Origin of the sequence: Methylophaga sp. OBS4 (assembly GCF_026319305.1) — a bacterium.
Classification (GTDB): Bacteria; Pseudomonadota; Gammaproteobacteria; order Nitrosococcales; family Methylophagaceae; genus Methylophaga.
Genome location: NZ_JAPDMV010000039.1, coordinates 1 through 20,700 on the forward strand (window position 1 = coordinate 1; position 20,700 = coordinate 20,700).

The 20,700-nt window shown below is 51.2% G+C and carries 22 protein-coding genes; 9 read left to right on the forward strand and 13 right to left on the reverse strand.

The genetic code is table 11. The features are described 5' to 3' along the window. From OMP95_RS10990 to OMP95_RS11050, 13 genes are all read right to left on the reverse strand, one after another. A partial coding sequence (locus OMP95_RS10990) for a thioredoxin domain-containing protein (RefSeq protein ID WP_266328773.1) occupies positions 1-1,695 on the reverse strand: 1,695 nt, incomplete at its 3' end. 287 nt (positions 1,696-1,982) lie between these two features. Then, complete coding sequence (gene lipA, locus OMP95_RS10995; RefSeq protein WP_266328774.1) at positions 1,983-2,939, reverse strand: lipoyl synthase; 957 nt, start codon at positions 2,937-2,939, stop codon at positions 1,983-1,985. Next, positions 2,940-3,551, reverse strand: a complete 612-nt coding sequence (lipB, locus tag OMP95_RS11000; protein ID WP_266328775.1) for a lipoyl(octanoyl) transferase LipB — start codon at positions 3,549-3,551, stop codon at positions 2,940-2,942. A gap of 22 nt (positions 3,552-3,573) precedes the next feature. Next, the gene (locus OMP95_RS11005; protein WP_266328776.1) at positions 3,574-3,849 is read right to left on the reverse strand and encodes a YbeD family protein; all 276 of its coding nucleotides are present in this window, start codon (positions 3,847-3,849) and stop codon (positions 3,574-3,576) included. After that, positions 3,846-4,694, reverse strand: a complete 849-nt coding sequence (locus tag OMP95_RS11010) for a D-amino acid aminotransferase (RefSeq protein WP_266328777.1) — start codon at positions 4,692-4,694, stop codon at positions 3,846-3,848. The genes OMP95_RS11005 and OMP95_RS11010 overlap by 4 nt, the downstream gene beginning before the upstream one ends. A 3-nt stretch (positions 4,695-4,697) precedes the next feature. Beyond that, on the reverse strand, positions 4,698-5,846 hold the full coding sequence (locus OMP95_RS11015) for a D-alanyl-D-alanine carboxypeptidase family protein (protein ID WP_266328778.1): 1,149 nt from the start codon (positions 5,844-5,846) through the stop codon (positions 4,698-4,700). Between the two features lie 24 nt (positions 5,847-5,870). Continuing rightward, positions 5,871-6,689, reverse strand: a complete 819-nt coding sequence (locus OMP95_RS11020) for a septal ring lytic transglycosylase RlpA family protein (protein ID WP_266328779.1) — start codon at positions 6,687-6,689, stop codon at positions 5,871-5,873. Further along, a complete protein-coding gene (gene mltB / locus OMP95_RS11025) occupies positions 6,686-7,660 on the reverse strand; it encodes a lytic murein transglycosylase B (protein ID WP_266328780.1) in 975 nt (324 codons plus the stop codon). The genes OMP95_RS11020 and mltB overlap by 4 nt, the downstream gene beginning before the upstream one ends. After that, positions 7,657-8,787, reverse strand: a complete 1,131-nt coding sequence (rodA, locus tag OMP95_RS11030; protein WP_266328781.1) for a rod shape-determining protein RodA — start codon at positions 8,785-8,787, stop codon at positions 7,657-7,659. The genes mltB and rodA overlap by 4 nt, the downstream gene beginning before the upstream one ends. Then, positions 8,768-10,633 carry a penicillin-binding protein 2 gene (mrdA, locus tag OMP95_RS11035; protein ID WP_266328782.1) on the reverse strand — a complete coding sequence of 622 codons (1,866 nt, stop codon included), beginning with the start codon at positions 10,631-10,633 and terminating at the stop codon, positions 8,768-8,770. Before mrdA ends, rodA begins: the two co-directional genes overlap by 20 nt. Positions 10,634-10,737: 104 nt before the next feature. Beyond that, positions 10,738-11,217, reverse strand: a complete 480-nt coding sequence (gene mreD, locus OMP95_RS11040) for a rod shape-determining protein MreD (protein ID WP_266328783.1) — start codon at positions 11,215-11,217, stop codon at positions 10,738-10,740. Next, on the reverse strand, positions 11,217-12,119 hold the full coding sequence (mreC, locus tag OMP95_RS11045) for a rod shape-determining protein MreC (RefSeq protein WP_266328800.1): 903 nt from the start codon (positions 12,117-12,119) through the stop codon (positions 11,217-11,219). The genes mreD and mreC overlap by 1 nt, the downstream gene beginning before the upstream one ends. 332 nt (positions 12,120-12,451) lie before the next feature. Further along, positions 12,452-13,498: a rod shape-determining protein gene (locus OMP95_RS11050; RefSeq protein WP_266328784.1), complete on the reverse strand. Its 1,047-nt coding sequence runs from the start codon at positions 13,496-13,498 to the stop codon at positions 12,452-12,454. Between the two features lie 120 nt (positions 13,499-13,618). On the opposite strand from OMP95_RS11050, the gene gatC reads away from it, so the two are divergent. The 9 genes from gatC to OMP95_RS11095 all read left to right on the forward strand — a co-directional run. Further along, the gene (gene gatC, locus OMP95_RS11055) at positions 13,619-13,906 is read left to right on the forward strand and encodes an Asp-tRNA(Asn)/Glu-tRNA(Gln) amidotransferase subunit GatC (protein WP_266328785.1); all 288 of its coding nucleotides are present in this window, start codon (positions 13,619-13,621) and stop codon (positions 13,904-13,906) included. Positions 13,907-13,926: 20 nt separating this feature from the next. Next, a complete protein-coding gene (gene gatA, locus OMP95_RS11060) occupies positions 13,927-15,381 on the forward strand; it encodes an Asp-tRNA(Asn)/Glu-tRNA(Gln) amidotransferase subunit GatA (protein ID WP_266328786.1) in 1,455 nt (484 codons plus the stop codon). A 127-nt stretch (positions 15,382-15,508) separates the two neighbouring features. Continuing rightward, entirely contained in the window at positions 15,509-17,140 is a 1,632-nt protein-coding gene (locus OMP95_RS11065) for an acetolactate synthase large subunit (RefSeq protein ID WP_266328787.1), read from the forward strand. 4 nt (positions 17,141-17,144) lie between these two features. Then, on the forward strand, positions 17,145-17,663 hold the full coding sequence (locus OMP95_RS11070) for a peroxiredoxin family protein (protein WP_266328788.1): 519 nt from the start codon (positions 17,145-17,147) through the stop codon (positions 17,661-17,663). Positions 17,664-17,777: 114 nt separating this feature from the next. Continuing rightward, entirely contained in the window at positions 17,778-18,014 is a 237-nt protein-coding gene (gene rpmB, locus OMP95_RS11075) for a 50S ribosomal protein L28 (RefSeq protein WP_266328789.1), read from the forward strand. 12 nt (positions 18,015-18,026) lie between these two features. Then, a complete protein-coding gene (gene rpmG / locus OMP95_RS11080) occupies positions 18,027-18,182 on the forward strand; it encodes a 50S ribosomal protein L33 (protein WP_007146528.1) in 156 nt (51 codons plus the stop codon). 328 nt (positions 18,183-18,510) lie between these two features. Beyond that, positions 18,511-19,449 carry an ABC transporter ATP-binding protein gene (locus OMP95_RS11085; RefSeq protein WP_266328794.1) on the forward strand — a complete coding sequence of 313 codons (939 nt, stop codon included), beginning with the start codon at positions 18,511-18,513 and terminating at the stop codon, positions 19,447-19,449. After that, positions 19,442-20,185, forward strand: coding sequence for an ABC transporter permease subunit (locus tag OMP95_RS11090; protein ID WP_266328796.1), 744 nt, complete (start codon positions 19,442-19,444; stop codon positions 20,183-20,185). The genes OMP95_RS11085 and OMP95_RS11090 overlap by 8 nt, the downstream gene beginning before the upstream one ends. Continuing rightward, positions 20,185-20,700 (forward strand): Gldg family protein (locus OMP95_RS11095; protein ID WP_266328798.1); only part of this gene is annotated, 516 nt, incomplete at its 3' end. The genes OMP95_RS11090 and OMP95_RS11095, both read left to right, overlap by 1 nt.

The following is a 20,700-nucleotide window of genomic DNA, read 5'->3' on the forward strand; positions in this document are numbered from 1 at the left end:
ATGCTGTTCAAGCGTGTTATCGAGGCGGATCGCCTGCTCAAGCCAGCGGATATCGGAGCTGGCCTCATACAGATCCAGCAAGGCGGCGCTGAAAAAGGCATAGTCGTCAAGGTAAGCCTGGTGGCGGGCCTGGCCGTCCTTGTAGCTGCGGTACAGGCGTTCTTCACGATATAATTTTTCTAAGAGAAAATTGGCCGCTGTCTCCGCAGTTTCGAGGTAAACGTGATTGTTCAGCAGCAGACCGGCCCTGGCGTAGGCTGAAATCATCAATCCGTTCCAGGCTGTCAATATCTTCTCATCGCGAATCGGCGGCGGGCGCTGCAGCCGGGCTTGATAGAGCTGCTCGCGGGCACGCTCCAGCATGGCCCGGGCGTCCTGCTCGGTCATTTCCAGGCGTTTGGCGACAGTCTCCAGCGGCTCTGGGGTATGCAGGATAGTGCGGCCTTCAAAGTTGCCCTGGTCGCTCAGCTGGTAATAGCTGTTGACCAGCCGGGCTGCTTCGCTGTCCAGCACTTGATTAATTTCAGTGGGCGTCCAGGTAAAGAACCAGCCTTCCTCACGCTGGCCTGTTGGTGTCGGGCTGTCGGCATCGGTGGCCGAAAAGAAGGCGCCCTCGGGCGAGCGCATGTCCCGCTCTGAGTAACGCAGAATGTCCTCGCTCACCCGCCTGAATGCGGGATCGCCGGTGACCTGCCAGGCTTCCAGATAGGCCATAGCCAGCAACGCATTGTCATAGAGCATCTTCTCGAAATGCGGTACCAGCCATTGGGCATCGGTTGAGTAACGATGAAAGCCGCCGCCGACCTGGTCGTACATACCACCGGCGGCCATTTTTTGCAGGGTGGTGATGACCATGTCCAGTACGGCGGTATCGCCGCTGTGGCGGTAGTGACGCAATAACAGGCGAATCGGCAGACTGCTGGGAAACTTGGGCGCGCCACTGAGCCCGCCATCACGGCTGTCAAAGTGCCCACGATACTGGGCAATCGTAGTGTTCAATAGCGCCGCGCCGGGTACCTCAGCGCCTGGCCGGGGCGCCAGCATTTGCCCGATGGCCTGGGTCAGTTGTTCGCTGGACTCGGCGATTTTATCCGGCTGTTGCCGGTAAGCTTGTTCCAGTTTAGCGAGCAGCGTTAAAAATCCATATTGTGCGCCGCGGTCGCCATCGCGGGCCGGAAAATAGGTGCCGCCATAGAAGGGCTTCCGTTCCGGCGTCAGCCACACGGTCATCGGCCAGCCGCCGCGCCCGGTCAGCGCCTGCACGGCGCTCATATAAATGGCATCCACGTCGGGGCGCTCTTCGCGGTCCACCTTGATAACCACATAATGCTCGTTCAGAAAGCGGGCGATTTCCTCGTCTTCAAAGGATTCCTCCTCCATCACATGACACCAGTGGCAGGTGGAATAACCGACGCTGAGCAACACCGGCCGGTTGAGCTGTTTAGCCAGGGCAAAGGCCTCATCACCCCAGGGATACCAGTTGACCGGATTATGGGCATGCTGCAATAGATAAGGGCTGGTTTCCAGAAACAGCCTGTTGGTGTATTTGGCTGAACCGTCCGGTTTCAGGTGTCGGGTCCTGGGGCGGTAGTCGCCCCCTCGCTGTTCATACATGGCTGTGAACCGTTGCTGTAAGATGGAGTCGTAAGGCTCGGCGCCGGGCAGGGATTTGGTGGTCTCCAATGTATCTGGCACCGAAGGCTTTAGCGCCTAAAGCAGCGCATTATCTTCGCTGAAATTTTTCTTCTATTGTGTTCCAGATATCGAAAATATTCAATTCACGCGGCTCAACAGACAACCGCTTCCCGCCCTTGGAAAGTCTGGATATAGTGCTTCAAAACTTCGCGACCATAATGCAAGTAAGGAAACAATCGATCGCCAGCTCGCCCCGTATTATGCGGCTCTTGATGCTAATTGATGCGAACTTTTTTGTATCTCATTCCGGTACAAAAAGCATTGTGCAGTCTAATTCAGCGTTGCAACTAACACACGTGCTCGCCCTGTGCCTGTAAATCTGCATGATATGACGAACGGACCATTGGCCCGCTGGCCACATGATCAAACCCCATCTGTTTGCCGGTTTCGCCTAACTCATCAAACTCGGCGGGCGTGACAAAGCGCTCAACCGGCAGATGGTGACGGCTCGGTTGCAGATACTGACCCAAAGTCAGCATACGACAGCCATGATCACGCAGATCCTGCATGACCTGCTTGACTTCATCCATGGTTTCGCCCAGCCCCAGCATCAAACCTGACTTGGTAGGTACACCAGGATGCATGGCCTGAAACCGTTTGATCAAATCCAGCGACCACTGATAATCGGAGCCCGGCCGCACCGCCTTGTACAAACGCGGGATACTCTCCAGATTATGATTAAAAATATCAGGCGGGCTTTGCGTCAGGATCTCCAAAGCCACATCCATACGCCCGCGAAAATCGGGGACCAGAATCTCGATGTTTGTCTGTGGCGACTGACGACGAATTTCATCAATACATTGAATGAAATGCCCCGCCCCGCCATCACGCAGATCGTCGCGATCCACCGATGTCACCACCACATGTTTGAGTTGCATCGCAGCGATTGTTTTCGCCAGATGAGCCGGTTCATTTTCATCCAGCGGATCGGGACGGCCATGGGCGACATCACAAAACGGACAGCGGCGGGTACAGATATTGCCCATGATCAAAAAAGTAGCCGTGCCATGTGAAAAGCATTCGCCCAAGTTGGGGCAGGCCGCTTCTTCACAGACCGTGTGCAATTGATGCTCACGCAGCATGTCCTTGATATGCCTGACTTTAGGATCACCATGCGATTTGGCGCGTATCCATTCCGGCTTGCGCTTGGGATCACTGGGTTCAATCTTTATCGGAATACGCGAGACTTTGGATTCGCCTTTCAGCGCCCGCACATCGCGTTTAACTTGGACTGGTTCCGTCATTCATTCCCTACCTGTTTGCATCTGCGCCTGAAACGCCGCTACAAATTGTTGTTTTGCCTGTGCCATAGTCAGATTGATTCCCAAGCTTTTCAGATCGGTCACTTCCATGCCCGGCTGTCCACAAGGGTTGATAAAACTGAACGGCGTCAAATCCATATCGATATTGAAACTGACACCATGATAACAGGCACCACGTTTGACCCGTAACCCTAAAGACGCAATCTTCCGCTCGTCAATATAAACGCCGGGCGCATCTTGGCGGGCATAAGCCTGCAGGCCCTGTTCGCCGAGCATGTGAATCACTGTATTTTCCAGACGGCTTACCATCTCCCTGACACCTATCTGCAAACGGCGTAAATCCATCAAGGTGTAGGCTACCAGTTGTCCGGGACCATGATAGGTCACCTGCCCGCCCCGGTCCGTTTCGACTACTGCAATATCATGGCTGTTGAGGATATGGGCCGGATTGCCGTTAGCGCCCTGGGTAAACACCGGCTGGTGCTCCAGCAGCCATAGTTCATCTTCGGTATCGGTCTGGCGCGACATGGTGAAATCGCGCATGGCCTGGACTATCGGTTTATATTCGGTCAGTCCCAGATCTTTGATATTCATCTAGTGCGCTTTCAAAGTGATCTCAGAGCACGTATTTGATCAAATCATGGCTGCTGAGATCCTGATAAATAGCGTCCAGCTGAGGTTTACTGGTGGCACGGATAGTCACGGTCACCGAGGTAAATTTGCCGCCCGAGCTCTGACGACTGCTCACGGCCCCTTCGGCTATATCGTCCACATGACGGCGCACAATCTCCACCACCACGGCATCCAATTCATCACAGGTCTCCCCCATGGCTTTAATGGCGAAATCACAGGGAAATTCAAGCAACGTGTCTTGTTCGTTGTGCTCACTCACATTGTTCCCTCCCGTTTGTAACGCTGATAAAGCCGTTCAATCTGCTGCCAGATCGGACCTGGCTTACCATCAGCGACAGGTTTGTTGTTCAATGTAGTGACCGGCAACACTTCGCGGGTAGAGCTACTGATCCAGATTTCACTGGCCTCATTTAATTGCTGCTCAGTCACAGCCTGTTCCAGATAAGGCAGACCCGCTTTATTTGCCAGCTCCAACACCAGATCCCGAGTGATACCCGGTAACACTTTTTCATCTTTGGGAGCGGTATAAATCACTCCCTCTATTACCGCATAAGCATTGCTGGCTGAACCTTCGGTCAGATAACCATCACGGATCAACAATGCTTCCTGTGCCCCCGCATCTTCAGCCTGTTGTCTTAACAGACTATTAGGCAGCAAAGTAATCGCTTTGATATCACACTGCGCCCAGCGAATGTCAGCAACAGTAATGGCCTTGACCCCCTCAGTTTTGTATGAGGCAGGCAGTGGTTTGATATGGTTGCTCATAACAAACGCAGTCGGTTCGACCCCTTCAGGAAACACATGATCCCGGGCGGCAACGCCTCGCGTGACCTGAAGATACACGGCCTGATCGCCGCCACCATTCTCCGTCACCAGCCTGGCAATTATCGAGGTCCATTCATCATCCGTGTGCGGGTTGGCCATACGCACACCATTGAGGCTGCGTTGCAATCGTTGCAGGTGTTGTAGGAGACGAAACGGCAGACCGTCATACACCGGGATAACTTCGTAAACACCATCTCCCAGTAGAAAGCCCCGGTCAAACACAGACACTTTGGCCTGCTCGGCGGGCATGAACTCGCCGTTAAGATACACTGTTCTCACGTTTTAACCCCAGATCAGCAACAGAATTTCGTCGATCAAACGACGCCACCAACTGCCGGCCTCAATGGTTGTTAGTGCGACCAGTGATTGTTTGGCAATCACGTCATCGCCCAGTCGAATTTCCACTTCACCCAGTTCAGTGCCGGCCATCACCGGCGCAATTACAGGTTGCTGAATATTAGTGCTGGCGACCAGATCTTTGTACTGACCACGCGGTACCGTCACTGACAAGTTGTTTGCCAGCCCGAGTGCCAGCTGGCGTTGCGTGCCTTTCCATACCTTGGTATCAGTAATGCTGTCGCTGGCCTGATACAACTGATGGGTTTCGAAGAAACGGAAACCATAGTTGAACAGTTTCTGTATTTCCTGGGCACGCGCATTCTCACTGCGGGTACCTAATACTACGGAAATCAGACGCATATCACCGCGCTTGGCCGAAGCCGCCAGACAGTAACCGGCTGCTTCGGTATGGCCGGTTTTCAGGCCATCAACGCTGTTATCACGCCACAATAGCTTGTTACGATTGTGCTGGGTGATGCCGTTATAGGTGTATTCCTTTTCTGAATACCACTCATAGTGCTCGGGAAAATCACGGATCAAGGCAGCTGACAGCGTGGCGATATCACGTGCCGTGGTGTAATGTTCCGGATCCGGCAGTCCTGTCGCGTTACGGTAATTAGTATCGAGCATACCCAGCTGCTGGGCATACTGATTCATCATTTGCGCAAAGGTTTCTTCACTGCCCGCGATATGCTCTGCCAGCGCAACAGCCGCATCGTTACCCGACTGTACGATCATGCCCCGCAACAGCGCTTCCACAGAGACTTTGGTATTAACTTCGATAAAGCTGCGGGAACCCACCATGCGCCAGGCTTTTTCACTGATCAGCACTTCGTCATCAAGCTGGATATTGCCGGCATGCAACTCGTGAGAGACGACATAAGAAGTCATCAGTTTGGTGATACTGGCTGGCGGCAGCCGCTCATCTGCATTCTGTTCCGCAAGGACGCGGTCACTGTCATAATCCATCAGAATATAGGCTTTTGCCGCCACACTGGGCGCAGTTGGATTGGGGGTAATGGCTCCAGCCTGAACACCGGCAAAAGACATCAACAACAATAGAAATAAAACAACTTTTGTGTTTCTCAGCATTTTTAACTCTCAGGATGTATAACGTTATTCGATGATGATATGCGTGTCGCTGAATCCCAGATCCAGCAAACGTCCGGCCAGACTATCACCATAAGCAACACTGGCCAGTGGGCCCACTCTGACACGATACAAAGTGCCCTGGACATGTTCAAAAGGAACTACTTGAACTGTATCCGTAATGTCCTGGGTCAATTGTGCTTTCACCTGCTCGGCTCTACTTAGTGAACTGAACGCGCCCACTTGCAGAAACAATTCCGCTGCGGTATCAGACTGAACCGGCGCAGGTGAAGCCACTGGTGCCGCCGCAGTTTTCTGTAGGCCGCCGCCCGGCGTAATGGCCCGCACTTCCACCAGCCCGGTACCTTTGGCAATAATGCCCAATTTGCTTGCAGCGCTATATGATAAATCAATTAAGCGGTTATCATGAAACGGACCGCGATCGTTAATCTTCACAATGACCTTACGGCCATTTTCCAGATTCGTCACTTCTGCGTAGGACGGCAGGGGCAAACTCTTATGCGCCGCGGTCATGGCGTACATATCATAAGTCTCGCCGCTGGAAGTACGGCGGCCATGAAACTTGGTGCCATACCATGAGGCAATGCCTTTTTCACGGTAACCATTACTGCTGGCCAGCGTGTAGTAACTTTTGCCAAATACTTCATAATGGCGCGGGTTACCGTATTTACTGCGAGGTTCATCACGCGGCACCGCATCAGGTATCTGGCTGACATCGGGCACTTTTCGGGGTGCACTGTCTTTTTCGGTCACACCGCCGCATGACATCAGCAGCAAATAAACCAGAAATAACGCGAACTTACTCAGTCGGGACAAATTTGTCATTGCAACTCACCAAATTGTTGTCGAATAGCCTGAGCTAATTGGATCACTGCCATCGCATACATATGGCTGTGATTGTAGCGGGTAATCGCATAAAAATTCTGTCGACCAAGCCAATATTCCGCACCGTCACGCTGAGTAAGCGCGATCAGAGACAAAACATCATCTCCTTCCGGCAACTCATCCAGAGACAAACCGGCGGCAGCCAGTTGTTCACGGCTGAGAGAGGGTTTCAACCCGCTGCCGAGCAGTTTCTCGGAGAGTGGTTGTGAAGCGCTGGTATGATGCACAATGCTTTCCCCGGGCACCCAACCATGTACTTTCAGATAGTTGGCAATACTACCCACCGCATCGGTGGGATTAGTCCAAATATCGCGTTTGCCATCGGCATCAAAGTCCACGGCATAGGCGCGATAACTGCTGGGCATAAACTGTCCCAGCCCCATGGCTCCGGCATAAGAACCGATCGGATCAAGCTGTGATATCTGTTCCTCACGGGTAAGGATCAGGAACTGCTCCAGCTCACTACGGAAAAAAGGACTGCGTGGCGGATAGCGGAAAGCCAGCGTCGACAAAGCATCAATCACCCGGAAACCACCAACATTGCCTCCATAGCGGGTTTCAACACCGAGGATGGCAACAATAATCTCGGCCGGTACACCATAAGTCGATTCAGCATATTCCAGGGCTTCTTTATGCCGCAGCCAGAACTCAACACCGCCCAGGATACGTGAGTCAGTGAGAAAAATTTCACGGTACTCAAACCAGGGTTTACTTTTTTCAGCCGGGCGTGAAATGGCCTTCAGTATGCTGTCTTTCACCTCAACATCGGCAAACACGGTTTGCAGCTCTGTTGCATCAAAACCATGTTTTTCCACCATTTCATCGATGAATTCGGATAATGCCGGTAACTCGGGATTGGCTTGTACAGGCAAGGCGGACAAACAAAGCAAAGCGAAAAAGACTTGTTTCACGGTGACATCATCCTTCGGTGAGTATGAATTGACATCAGGATACCGAAGCCAGCCAGCAAGGTCACCATTGAAGTGCCTCCATAACTGATTAGCGGCAACGGTACCCCGACCACGGGCAACAATCCGGTTACCATCCCAACGTTAACGAACACATAGACAAGGAAAGTAATGGAAATACTTCCCGCCAGCAACCGCGCAAAGCTGCTCTGCGCCTGACCGGCAATATACAAACCTCTACCGGCAATCAGCAGATAGAGTAATAACAACATGGCCACACCCACCAGGCCAAACTCTTCGGCAATCACTGAAAAAATAAAGTCTGTGGAGCGTTCCGGCAAAAATTCCAGATGGGACTGGGTACCCTGCAGCCAGCCTTGGCCGAAAGTGCCGCCGGAACCGATAGCGATTTTTGATTGGATAATGTGATAACCCGCACCGAGCGGATCGCTTTCCGGATTCAGAAAGGTCAACACCCTGCGGCGTTGATAATCGTGCATGAAAAACCACAACACCGGGGCCGCCGACGCGCAAAGCCCGAGAAACCCGAGAATAATCCGCCAACTGATTCCCGATAGAAATATGACAACCAGCCCGGAGCTGGCAATCAACACCGCCGTTCCCAAATCCGGCTGTTTAGCTATCAGAAAAGCCGGAACGGCAATAATAATCAAGCTGGCAATCAAACGTAAGGCTGAAGGTGGCAAGGATCTTTCAGCCAGAAATGCCGCAACCAGAATCGGCACCGCCAGCTTGATAATTTCTGATGGCTGAAAACGAAAGAAGCCCAGATCAAGCCAGCGTTGAGCGCCCTTACCTTCATGGCCAAACAACAACACAGCAATCAACAGCACCAGTCCCAGGCCATACAACCAATAGGCACTATCACGCATACGGTCTGGATTGATTTGTGCAATCACCAGCATCACCATCAATGCCATGCTCATACGCACCAGCTGCTTGAATATCAGCCCCATATCCTGCCCCCCGGCACTATAGAGCATCATCAGTCCCACACCGAGCAATAACAGCAATCCCAGCATCAAAAGCCCATCAATATGCAAACGATTGAGCAATGAACTCATTTGCCATTCTTGATCCTGGCGTTTATCACTGATCAGGCTGTTCATCGGTTTCGATTCCAAAGTGTTCTGCAATGAGCTTACGGGCTATCGGCGCAGCCATTTTACTGCCACTGCCCCCATTTTCTACCACAACCGCCACCACAAATTCAGGCTTGTCCGCCGGTGCAAACGCGATAAACAAGGCGTGGTCGTGCAGTTTTCTCTCCAGCATTTCCGCATCGTACTTCTCATCCTGTTTAATACCAAATACCTGAGCAGTCCCCGTCTTACCGGCGATTTTGAACGGCATCTTTTCCCCGACATGACGTGCCGTCCCGCGTGCGCCATGAATAACTTCAACCATGGAATCAATCACCGCCTCCCAGTGCTGACTGTCATCCATGGGCAGACTGTTAACGTTATCACTGCCTCGCAGCCGCATTTCTGACTTGCCGGCAGCCCGGCTTGCTCTTACCACCTGCGGTTTCATAGCCACACCTCGCATCGCCAGAATTGCAGTAGCGTGGGCAAGTTGTATCGGCGTTGTCTGATTAAAGCCCTGGCCGATACCGGAAATCAGCGTCTCCCCCGGGAACCAGGCCTGATTTCTTGCAGCCCGCTTCCATTCACTTGACGGTGACAAGCCTCTGCTCTCGCTGGGAATATCCACTTCACTGCGGCGCCCGAAACCGAATAAATCCAGAAACGAATGTAATCTGTCGATGCCCAGCGCATGCGCCAGATCATAGAAATAAACATCACAGGACTGTGCTATGGCATCCTTCATATTTACCCAGCCATGGCCATGACTTTTCCAGCAACGGTATCGATGGTCATGTCCCGGCAGTGAGTACCAGCCGGGATCGAAAACCCGCGACTGTTCGGTGATAACGCCCAGCTCCAGTCCGGCCAGGGCTACAAACGGTTTTAAAGTCGAGCCCGGCGGATAGTGGCCACGCAGAGCCCGGTCAAAAAGCGGTCGTTCCGGTGAGTCCCGCAAAGCCGCGTACTCTTCGCTGCCAATCCCCGATACAAAGGCATTCGGATCAAAATCAGGTTTACTCACCATAGCCAGCACGCCACCTGTACGCGGATCCAGCGCTACCACCGATCCATTAAAATCCATCAATGCTGCCGAGGCGACACGCTGCAGATTGATATCCAGATGTAAAAACAAATCATCACCCGAATACGAGGGCTCAGACATCAACTCACGGACAATGCGCCCCTGCACATTGGTCTCGACCTGTCGATATCCGACCTCACCATGCAGAATGTCTTCGTACTCTTTTTCAACGCCGGTTTTACCGATTTGCTGCGTGCCTTTATAGTTCTGCTGATCGATGATCTGCAAATCACGTTCATTAATACGTCCAACATAACCTACGGTATGAGCAAACAGATTGCCCTGCGGGTAATGGCGTATCAGCCGCCCTTCAATATCAACACCAGGGAAACGATATCGATTAGCAGAAAAGCGGGCCACCTCCTCTTCGGTCAAACGCTGGCGCAACACCACCTGCTGGAAACGGCGATGTTGTTTGAGTCGTTCCTGAAATTCTCTGATGTCTTCTTCTGTCAGTGCCAGTAACTTGGCCAGCTCGCTCAGCGTCGTGTCGATATCAGGGACTTTTTCCGGCACCATCTCCAGACTGAACGTGGGAATATTTTCGGCAACAACCACGCCATGACGGTCATAAATCAAACCACGTTGCGGCGGCAACGGCTCGATGTCCACCCGATTGCGGTTTGACAGCGAATCAAAGTGTTCATACTCCAGTACTTGCAATACCACCAGCCGCACAATAACCACGCTGAACACCAGCACTGACAATACCGCGGCAAAGATCAGCCGGTCGTTGATCAAACGACTCTCGCGAAAATGGTCTTTCAGCGTAAAACGGGAAGCCATCACAATACCAGTTTCTGGAAAAGGTACTCACATTCCCTGTGAACGGCGCTGTACCGGGAACGAATTAGGTGCTTCTGTATGGCCACTTTATTCCTTACACTACACTAGCTAACCTGAAAGCTGCGTCTGATCTTGCGCAAAATCGCATACATCAGAGGCCACAAAACAGTACTGGTAACAACCGGCATCCAGACAAACCAATGGGCTTTGGCTGTCGACGTGACCACAGAAACAAAATGCACCAGAAATACCACTGACAAAATAGTCAAAGCCTGCTGCCAAAGCGGATATTGGCGTAATTGCAGATGAAAACGGGCAATCAGATAAACGGCAAAAGCATAACTGAATGCCATAACACCCAGCGCGCCTCCCATCATCACATCCATCAACAAGCCGGTCAGCCAGCCAACCCCGATACTGACTCGGTGTGGCAGCGCCATCGCCCAGTAGATCAATGTCATCACCACCCATTCCGGTCTCAAATAATGCAATGACTCCGGCATAGGCAACATCATCAGCAACATGGAAATGATAATTGTCACGACGATGACACCACCGTTACGAGATGCAACTGTGGGGGCCATCAATCGTCTCCTGCCGGGAGTTGTTGGCCGGAGTCTTCTAAAACTGAAGGCAAGGTAACAGGCAGGGGTTTCGTCTGAATCTTTTCACCCGGTAATACCAGCATAACTTCACGACTAGTAGCCAGACTGGCCGCGGGTTCTATTTTGATATCCGCAAACGCTTTGCCTTGCGGAAAATCGACACTTATTACCTTGCCTACCGGATAACCGACCGGGAAACGCCCCCCCAGTCCGGAGGTAACGAGCAAATCGCCCACACGCACATCGGCATTATGCGGCAGAAAATCCATCTGCAGACTCTCGCCGAGTCCACGTCCGGTGACCACCGCACGCAATCCGTTACGGTTAATCTGCACAGGAATACTGTGACTGGGATCCGTCAGTAACACCACTCGGGCGGAAAACGGTGAAATTTCCGTCACCTGCCCCATGACACCTTTGGCATCTAACACCGGCTGCCCAATGTAAACGCCGTAGTTGTCACCTTTATCAATCACTACCTGTTGCGAGAAAGGGTCCAGATCAATCGTCAGTAATTCAGCTACTTGAACCCGCTCTTGCAAGCGAAAAGATGATCCCAGCAATTCACGCAGGCGCATATTCTCGCGTTCCAGCGCCTGCATTTTTTGCAGCCGGATACTTTGCAACATGTTACTGGCTTGCAAGACTGTTATTTGTTCACGCAATTGCCCACGGCTCTGAAAGAAGTCGCCCGTCCAGTGAGCAAAATCAGTAGGCAGGGAAGCAGTAACCTGAACCGGATAAACCAGGGTAGACAAAGCCGCTTTTACCAGTTTGAAATAGTCCAAACGGGAATCAAGAAAAAACACCACCAAAGATGCCAGCAAAGCCAGCATCATGCGGGTATTCAGCGATGGGGTGTGCGTAAATAGCGGTTTGATAGTCTATATCCGTAAACTAGTACTTAAACTCGTAAATTATGACTGTTTCAGCAAGCGCCAGTGATTTCAGGACAAGGCACATCATTGCAGGCATAGTGAGCTACGTCAAAATGATGTAACGCGGTCAAGGAACTGCTGCCACTTGTCCGAGGGGTGGGCTTCAAAAGCCCCTTCCGCCGCGCTCCTTGCTTTTGATTTAGAATCACTGAACCTGTAAGTAAGCGCCTTGCCGGGAGGCTTTATTTCCACTGAAATAATCATAATTTAATCGTGCTGGGGCAACTTTTTGTCCAGCAAGGCGGAAAGCGTACGCTGCAAATACCGGATTACAATTATTCGAACGTAAAGACGTCAGAACCTCTTTCGTCAATCATTTCCAGAGCCCGACCGCCACCGCGCGCCACACAGGTCAAAGGATCCTCTGCCACAATCGCCGGTAACCCTGTTTCCTCAATCAGCAGACGATCCAGATCACGCAATAACGCACCACCACCTGTCAGCACGATCCCACGCTCGGCTACATCAGCACCGAGTTCAGGCGGGGTTTGCTCCAGGGCCGTTTTAACCGCCGCGACAATACCTGAAAGCGGATCCTGCAAGGCTTCCAAAATTTCATTGCTGTTCAGGGTAAAGCTGCGCGGAATACCTTCGGCCAGATTGCGGCCCCGTACTTCCATTTCTCTGACTTCATTACCCGGATAAGCCGAACCGATTTCTTTTTTTATTTTCTCGGCGGTGGCTTCGCCGATCAACGTACCGTAATTACGGCGCACATAGTTGACAATTGCTTCATCAAACAAGTCACCACCGATACGGACTGAGGCGGAGTAGACGATACCATTCAAGGAGATAACCGCCACTTCGGTAGTACCACCACCAATGTCCAAGACCATCGAGCCACTGGCCTCATCAACCGGCATGCCCGCACCGATAGCTGCGGCCATGGGTTCTTCAATCAAAAATACATCCCGGGCACCCGCGCCTGCTGCTGATTCACGAATCGCACGGCGTTCCACTTGAGTCGATCCGCAAGGTACACACACCAGAACGCGGGGACTGGGCTTTAAAAAACGTCCTTCATGCACTTTGCGGATGAAGTGCTGCAGCATTTTCTCCGTTACCGTAAAATCAGCGATCACGCCATCTTTGAGGGGACGAATAGCCGTAATATTTCCAGGTGTGCGGCCCAACATTCTTTTCGCTTCCACACCGACCGCGGCAATGGAACGGGGCCCTCCGGGTCCCTTGTCCTGACGAATCGCTACTACTGACGGTTCATCGAGCACGATACCTTTACCGCGCACATAAATCAGCGTATTCGCTGTTCCCAAGTCGATCGAGAGATCGTTGGAAAAAATTCCACGTAAACGTTCAAACATTGAAGAAACCACACCTGAAAGGGCAAAATGGGTACTTTAGCAATGCTCTGGGCTGTTGAGCAAGCAACTAATCATTTAAACTTCACACTTTGTTGAAGCAATTAACATTTGGAACTGTCGATGAGTTTAAATAAAAACGATGTAGAAAAAATCGCGCATCTGGCACGCCTGTCGATACAGGAAGAAGACATCCCTCACTACGCACGGGATCTGAACAATATTCTGAATCTGGTCGAACAAATGAGCGCGGTTGATACTAGTGGTATCTTGCCGATGGCGCATCCGCTGGACGCGCATCAACGTCTGCGTCCCGACAACGTCACCGAGGTGGATCAGCATGAGGCCTTCCAGGCTATCGCCCCTAAAACCGAAGCCGGTGTTTATCTGGTCCCCAAAGTCATCGAATAAAGCGAATTACAGGCAAACTCATGCATAACAAATCACTCTCAGAACTCTCGGCAGCCCTGCACAATGGTGACATCAGTAGTGTCGAACTGACACAGCATTACCTAGACCGCATCAAAGCACATAACGATAATTTGAATGCGTTTATCACTGTCACCGAAGAAAATGCACTGGAACAGGCGCGTGCTGCCGACAAGATGCTGGCCGATAAAACCGCTGGTCCGCTGACCGGTATTCCATTGGCCCATAAAGACATTTTCTGCACCAAAGGTGTTCGCACCAGTTGTGCCTCCAAGATGCTGGATAAATTTATCGCCCCTTACAACGCTACAATAGTTGAAAAAATCAATGCCAGCGGCATGGTCACCTTGGGAAAAACCAATATGGATGAGTTTGCAATGGGCTCTTCCAATGAAACCAGTTATTACGGCCCGGTTAAAAACCCGTGGAATACCGAGCATGTTCCCGGCGGTTCATCAGGGGGTTCCGCTGCTGCCGTAGCGGCCCGTCTGGCCCCCGTCGCTACCGGTACAGATACAGGTGGTTCCATCCGTCAGCCATCTTCTCTGTGTAACCTGACCGGCCTGAAACCCACCTACGGCCGTATTTCCCGTTACGGCATGATTGCCTTCGCCTCCAGCCTGGATCAGGCGGGTCCGATGGCAAACAGTGCTGAAGATGCTGCCTGGCTGCTCAATGTCATGGCCGGATTCGACGAACGTGATTCCACCAGTGTGGATCGTGAAGTACCTGACTACACAGCAACGTTGAATGCTTCTCTGGATGGCCTGGTCATCGGTCTGCCCAAAGAATATTTCGGTGAAGGCCTGGATCCCAAAGTTACGGCCACGGTGGAAACAGCGGTTAAGGTTTATGAGTCGCTGGGGGCCACTATCAAGGAAATCACCCTGCCCAACACCGGTTTGGCGGTACCGACCTATTATGTCGTCGCGCCGGCTGAGTGTTCATCCAACCTGTCACGCATGGATGGTGTGCGTTTTGGTCATCGGGCCGACAATCCGAAAGATTTGCTCGATCTGTACACCCGCTCCCGCGGTGAAGGTTTCGGTGATGAGGTCAAACGCCGCATTATGATCGGCACCTATGCATTGTCAGCAGGTTATTACGATGCGTATTACCTGAAAGCGCAGCAATGCCGCCGCCTGATCAGCAACGACTTCCAGGAAGCCTTCAAGGAAGTTGATGTCATTATGGGTCCGACCGCACCGAACCCTGCTTTCCGCTTCGGCGAGAAAACCGATGATCCGGTAGCCATGTACCTGGAAGATATCTATACCATCAACACCAACCTGGCTGGTTTACCGGGCATGTCAATCCCGGCCGGATTCGTCGACGGTCTGCCGGTTGGCCTACAAATTATCGGCAACTACTTCGATGAGGCCCGTCTGCTGAATGTGGCGCATCGTTACCAGCAGGAAACCGATTGGCACAAACAAGTGCCTGAAGCGTTCCAATAATCGACTTTAACAGGGGCTGCGGCCCCTTTTTTGTTTTTAACTACACCTCGCCGACATGACCAAATGGCCACCATCCGACTTTTCGGGTTATGCTTGCAGCCAGAATTAACCTGAGGAAATCGCTGTAATGAAAGCCGCAGAATTGTTTATCCGCAGCCTTGAAAACGAAGGCGTCGAATATATATTTGGCATCCCCGGCGAGGAAAATCTGGATGTAATGGATGCGCTGCTGGATTCGAACATTCATTTCATCACCACCCGCCACGAACAAGGCGCCGCTTTTATGGCTGATGTCTACGGCAGATTGACAGGCCGCGCCGGCGTCTGCATTGCCACGCTGGGGCCCGGCGCCACCAACCTGATTACCGGTGTCGCTGATGCCAATATGGATCATGCTCCCCTGGTCGCCATTGCAGGCCAGGCCTCCACCCGCCGCTTGCACAAAGAATCTCATCAGGTACTGGATCTGGAAGCGATGTTTCTGCCCATTACCAAATATTCCACCCGCATTGTCAGCCCGGAAGTGATCCCGGAAATCATACGTAAAGCCTTCAAAGTCGCGCAAACTGAAAAAACCGGCGCTTGCTTTATCGAGTTCCCGGAAAACATCGCCGAGATGGAGATTGATGAAACGCCGTTACGGGTCAAACATGCCACGCCGCCGGAACCGGCTGCTGAATATATCGAGCGGGCAGCTGAAATCATCTCCAATGCCAAAAGCCCCATTATTCTGGCCGGTAATGGCATAGTACGGGCCAATGCCAGCGAAGAACTGGCCGAATTTTCGGAAAATTTAGGGATCCCGGTTGCCAACACTTTTATGGCTAAAGGTGTCATTCCCTTCCGCCACCCGATGGCGCTGGGCAGCGTCGGTCTGCAGTCCAATGATTACGCCAATTGTGGCTTTGCCAGTGCCGATGTCATCATCTGTATCGGCTACGATATGGTCGAATACCATCCTTATCTGTGGCATCCGTCACGTGATCGCACCATTATCCATATCGATACTACTCATGCCGAAGTGGATGCCTATTACAGCGTAGTTTTAGGCGTGGTCGGTAATATCCGCCACAGTCTCAACCGTATTGCTGCATTGACCACACCGCATGAAGGCAAAACCATGCGTACCTTGCGTAACAGCCTGATCGAGGAAATGAATCAGCATCGTGACGATACCGAATTTCCGGTCAAACCGCAGAAGATTATCTGGGACTTGCGCACCGCCATGGATCTGGAAGATATCGTGATCTGCGATGTCGGCGCTCACAAGATGTGGATGTCACGCATGTTCCGTTGTGAATATCCCAACACCTGCATTATTTCCAACGGTTTTGCCAGCATGGGCATCGCGGTGCCCGGTGCCATTGCCGCCAAACTGGCGCATCCCGAGCGTAAAGTGGTAGCCGTCACCGGTGACGCCGGCTTTATGATGAATTCTCAGGAAATTGAGACCGCCATGCGGTTTAATATTGCCATTGTGATCCTTATATGGAATGACGCCAGCTACGGGCTTATCGAGTGGAAACAACAGAATGAGTTTGGGCGTATCAGCAATGTGCGGTTTACCAATCCCGATTTTGTCCAATACGCGCAATCTTTTGGCGCGGTCGGTGTCAGAGTGGAACAAACCGAACAACTGATGCCGATTCTGAAAGAAGCATTGCTGCGTGAAACCGTCACAGTGATTGATTGTCCGGTTGATTACCGTGAAAATCTTAAACTGACCGAAACCTTGGGACAACTGACCTTACCGAATTGAATTAATGATGAAACCTGCAATTAGAAATACATTATTGTTACTGATTGGTATTGTAGCCATCTTTGTCATGCTCACCTTTATGACTTATTCTGAGAAAACGATGCCAGATATCAGTTTCACGGATATTGATGGCACGTCACATCAACTCAGTGACTATAAAGGGCAGCCAATTTTAGTGATTTTCTGGGCCACGGATTGTCCGGGCTGCATCATGGAAATACCGGAACTTATTGCTTTACACGAAGAATACGCGGATAACGGCCTTGCTATGATCGGTGTCGCAATGCCGCACGATCGACCTGAACACATTCAAGCCATGCGTCAGCAGAAGCAATTGCCCTACCTCATTACCTGGGATCAAACCGGTGCCATTACTGAGGCCTTTGATAATGTTCGCGTGACCCCGACCCATTTTCTGATTTCACCGCGGGGGGAAATCGTCATGCGCAAAATTGGTACACTGAAAACAGAGCAACTGAAACAGAAGCTCGCTACGATGGGACTTGCGTCCGGAAAATCATAAATTCACTACACATCCATAACCTTATATGGTATAAAGTTCGGCTTTATAGATGCAGGCAGGGACCACGTTTGGAACCCTGTGGTAAAAAAATGTTCATCAGGAGCAGGTTCTAAAATGGCCAGAGTATGTCAGGTAACGGGCAAGCGCCCTATGAGCGGCAACAATGTTTCGCACGCTCACAACAAAACAAAACGTCGTTTCTTACCCAACCTTCACTCACACCGTTTCTGGGTTGAGTCAGAAAATCGCTGGGTCAAGCTGCGTGTCAGCAACCACGGTTTGCGCATTATCGATAAGAAAGGTATCGATTCAGTTTTGACTGAAATGCGTGCTCGTGGCGAAAAAGTCTAAGGGGAACAGGACATGCGCGATAAAATCAAATTAGTCTCGTCTGCAGGTACAGGTCACTACTACACCACAGACAAAAATAAACGTACCATGCCGGAAAAGCTGGAAATCAAAAAGTTTGATCCAGTAGTACGCAAGCACGTTATGTATAAAGAAGCAAAAATCAAATAACAGGCATCACCTGTTACTGAAAAAACCCGCCAGCGCGGGTTTTTTTATATCTTTATTTTACCGTTTCCCCAAGGACAACAAAGGCGAAAGTAAAACAGCAACAGCCTCAGACAACAAGGGGATGATAGTTCGAAAGAATTATCGGATAATGATCGCGCTGTTGAAAACCGTGAATAACCAATTGGTTTTTTTGGCCAGACATGCGCTCTTTCAATGTGATATTGTTGCGTTCAGTTGGTCTGTCAGCATTAAGGGCAAGGCGCAACACCAGCAACAGGGACGCTGATCCCGGCAATATCACATTGAAAGAGCACTAGTAACAGACACAATGACACAAACGCCTTTACTCCACGCCTCAAAGTTATCCCGTTATTTCGGCAACCACGCCGCAGTCAATAATGTCAGTTTTACCGTTAACAAAGGCGAGGTTCTCGGGTTTCTCGGCCCCAATGGTGCGGGGAAAACAACCACCATGAAAATGCTCACCGGCAACCTCGCACCGGATAATGGTGAAATCACCATCAATGGTTATGATCTGCTGGATCAACCGAAAGCAGCCAAGGCACATATCGGCTATCTGCCGGAAACACCCCCACTCTACAAAGAACTGACGGTCAGAGAATTTCTGTACTTTTGTGCCCGCCTCAATGCGATCGCCAACAACCAGATCAACACGGCTGTCGAAACTGCGCTTGAGCGCTGCGGACTCACCGGGGTCAGTCAACGATTGATTGGTAACCTGTCCAAGGGCTTTCAGCAAAGAGTGGGCATTGCCCAGGCCATTATTCACTCCCCTGCCGTGGTGATTATGGATGAACCGACCTCGGGACTGGATCCGATTCAGATCCGCGAAATTCGCCATCTGATCCGTGACATCGCACAAGAACACAGTGTTATCCTGTCAACGCACATTCTGCCGGAGGTGCAAATGCTGTGTGACCGGGTACAAATCATCTCGCAGGGTCAATTGTTATTTAGCGACAATATCGACAAACTGGGGCAATACATGCAGTCATCCGCGCTAGTGGTTGAATTTGGCCTGCCGCCTTCAGCTGATGTATTGCAGGCTATTGACGGCATTGAACAGATCGACAGCCTGAGTCAGGCACGTTTTCGCCTGCATTATTTACCTGAACAAGATCCCACTCAGCATCTGCTGCAACGTGCTTTACAAGATGGCTGGCAACTGAAAATGCTGATGCCGGAACAGCACTCGCTGGAAGATGTATTTATGAAAATCATTCGCAACGAAGAAGCCGATGTTTAATATCGCCCGCAATGAATTGCACCGCTTATTCCTGTCGCCGCTGGCATGGGTCATGTTGGCGCTGAGCCAGTTGATTCTGGCCTATTTGTTTCTGACGCATATCGACTATTTCAGCGCTATCCAGAGCCGGATTTCCGCTATTCCCGGCGCCCCAGGCGTGACAGAAATGATAGCCATTCCGCTGCTGAGCAATGCCGCTATTATTATTCTGCTTATCAGTCCGCTGCTGACTATGCGTACTCTCGCCGAAGAACGCCGTAATGAAACATTGCCACTGTTGTCATCAGCTCCTCTCAGTGCTATCCAAATCGTTTTGGGCAAATATATCGGCACGCTCGGTTTCTTTATTCTGCTGGCAGGTCTGATATTGCTGATGCCGCTGTCGCTGATGCTGGGCAGCACCTTGGATTTATATCAGCTCAGCGCGGGCATGCTGGGTTTATTGTTGCTGATAGCCTGCTTTACAGCCATCGGCCTGTTTCTGTCTTCATTAACCAAACAACCGACTTTGGCCGCCATCAGCACTTTTGCCATCCTGTTTATGTTATGGATCATCGACTGGGCCGGTAACAACAACGAGGGTTTCTCGGTGCTCAGCTGGATGTCGCTGTTAAGCCATTTTGAACCGATGTTACAGGGTCAGATCAACACCATGGATCTGAGTTTCTACTTGATTATTATTGCGACCTTTTTACTACTGACCGTCCGCCGTCTGGATGGTGAGCGTCTAGACTAATGAAAATAACCCGTAAAACCCAACATCTGATTCGTCTGCAAAAGGCCTTATTTTACTTACTGTTAATTGCCGTTATCTTTTTGCTGGCTAAAGTTTCAATTGACTGGAACAGACAATTTGACTGGACTGCCAATGCGCGTCACACCCTGTCTGCCAGCAGCCAGCAACTACTGTCCGAACTAGACAACGATATCAACATCCAGGTCTTTGTCAGCCCCGACTATGAATACCGCAGCGCCATCGCTGATCTGCTAGGCCGCTATCAGCAGCACAGCGATAAAATTCAGATCAGTTATATTGATCCTGCTTTTTCACCTGAGCAGGTTCGGGCACTGAACATCGAACAACAGGGCGAAATGGTAGTCAGCCGCGGTGAACAAACACAGCATGTCTATGATTTGTCCGAGCAGTCGTTAACCAATGCCCTGCTCAGTGTGTCCCGAGTCAAACAGCAATGGCTGGTATTCCTAGAAGGTCATGGAGAACGCAGTCTGTTTGACCAGAACAATTACAGC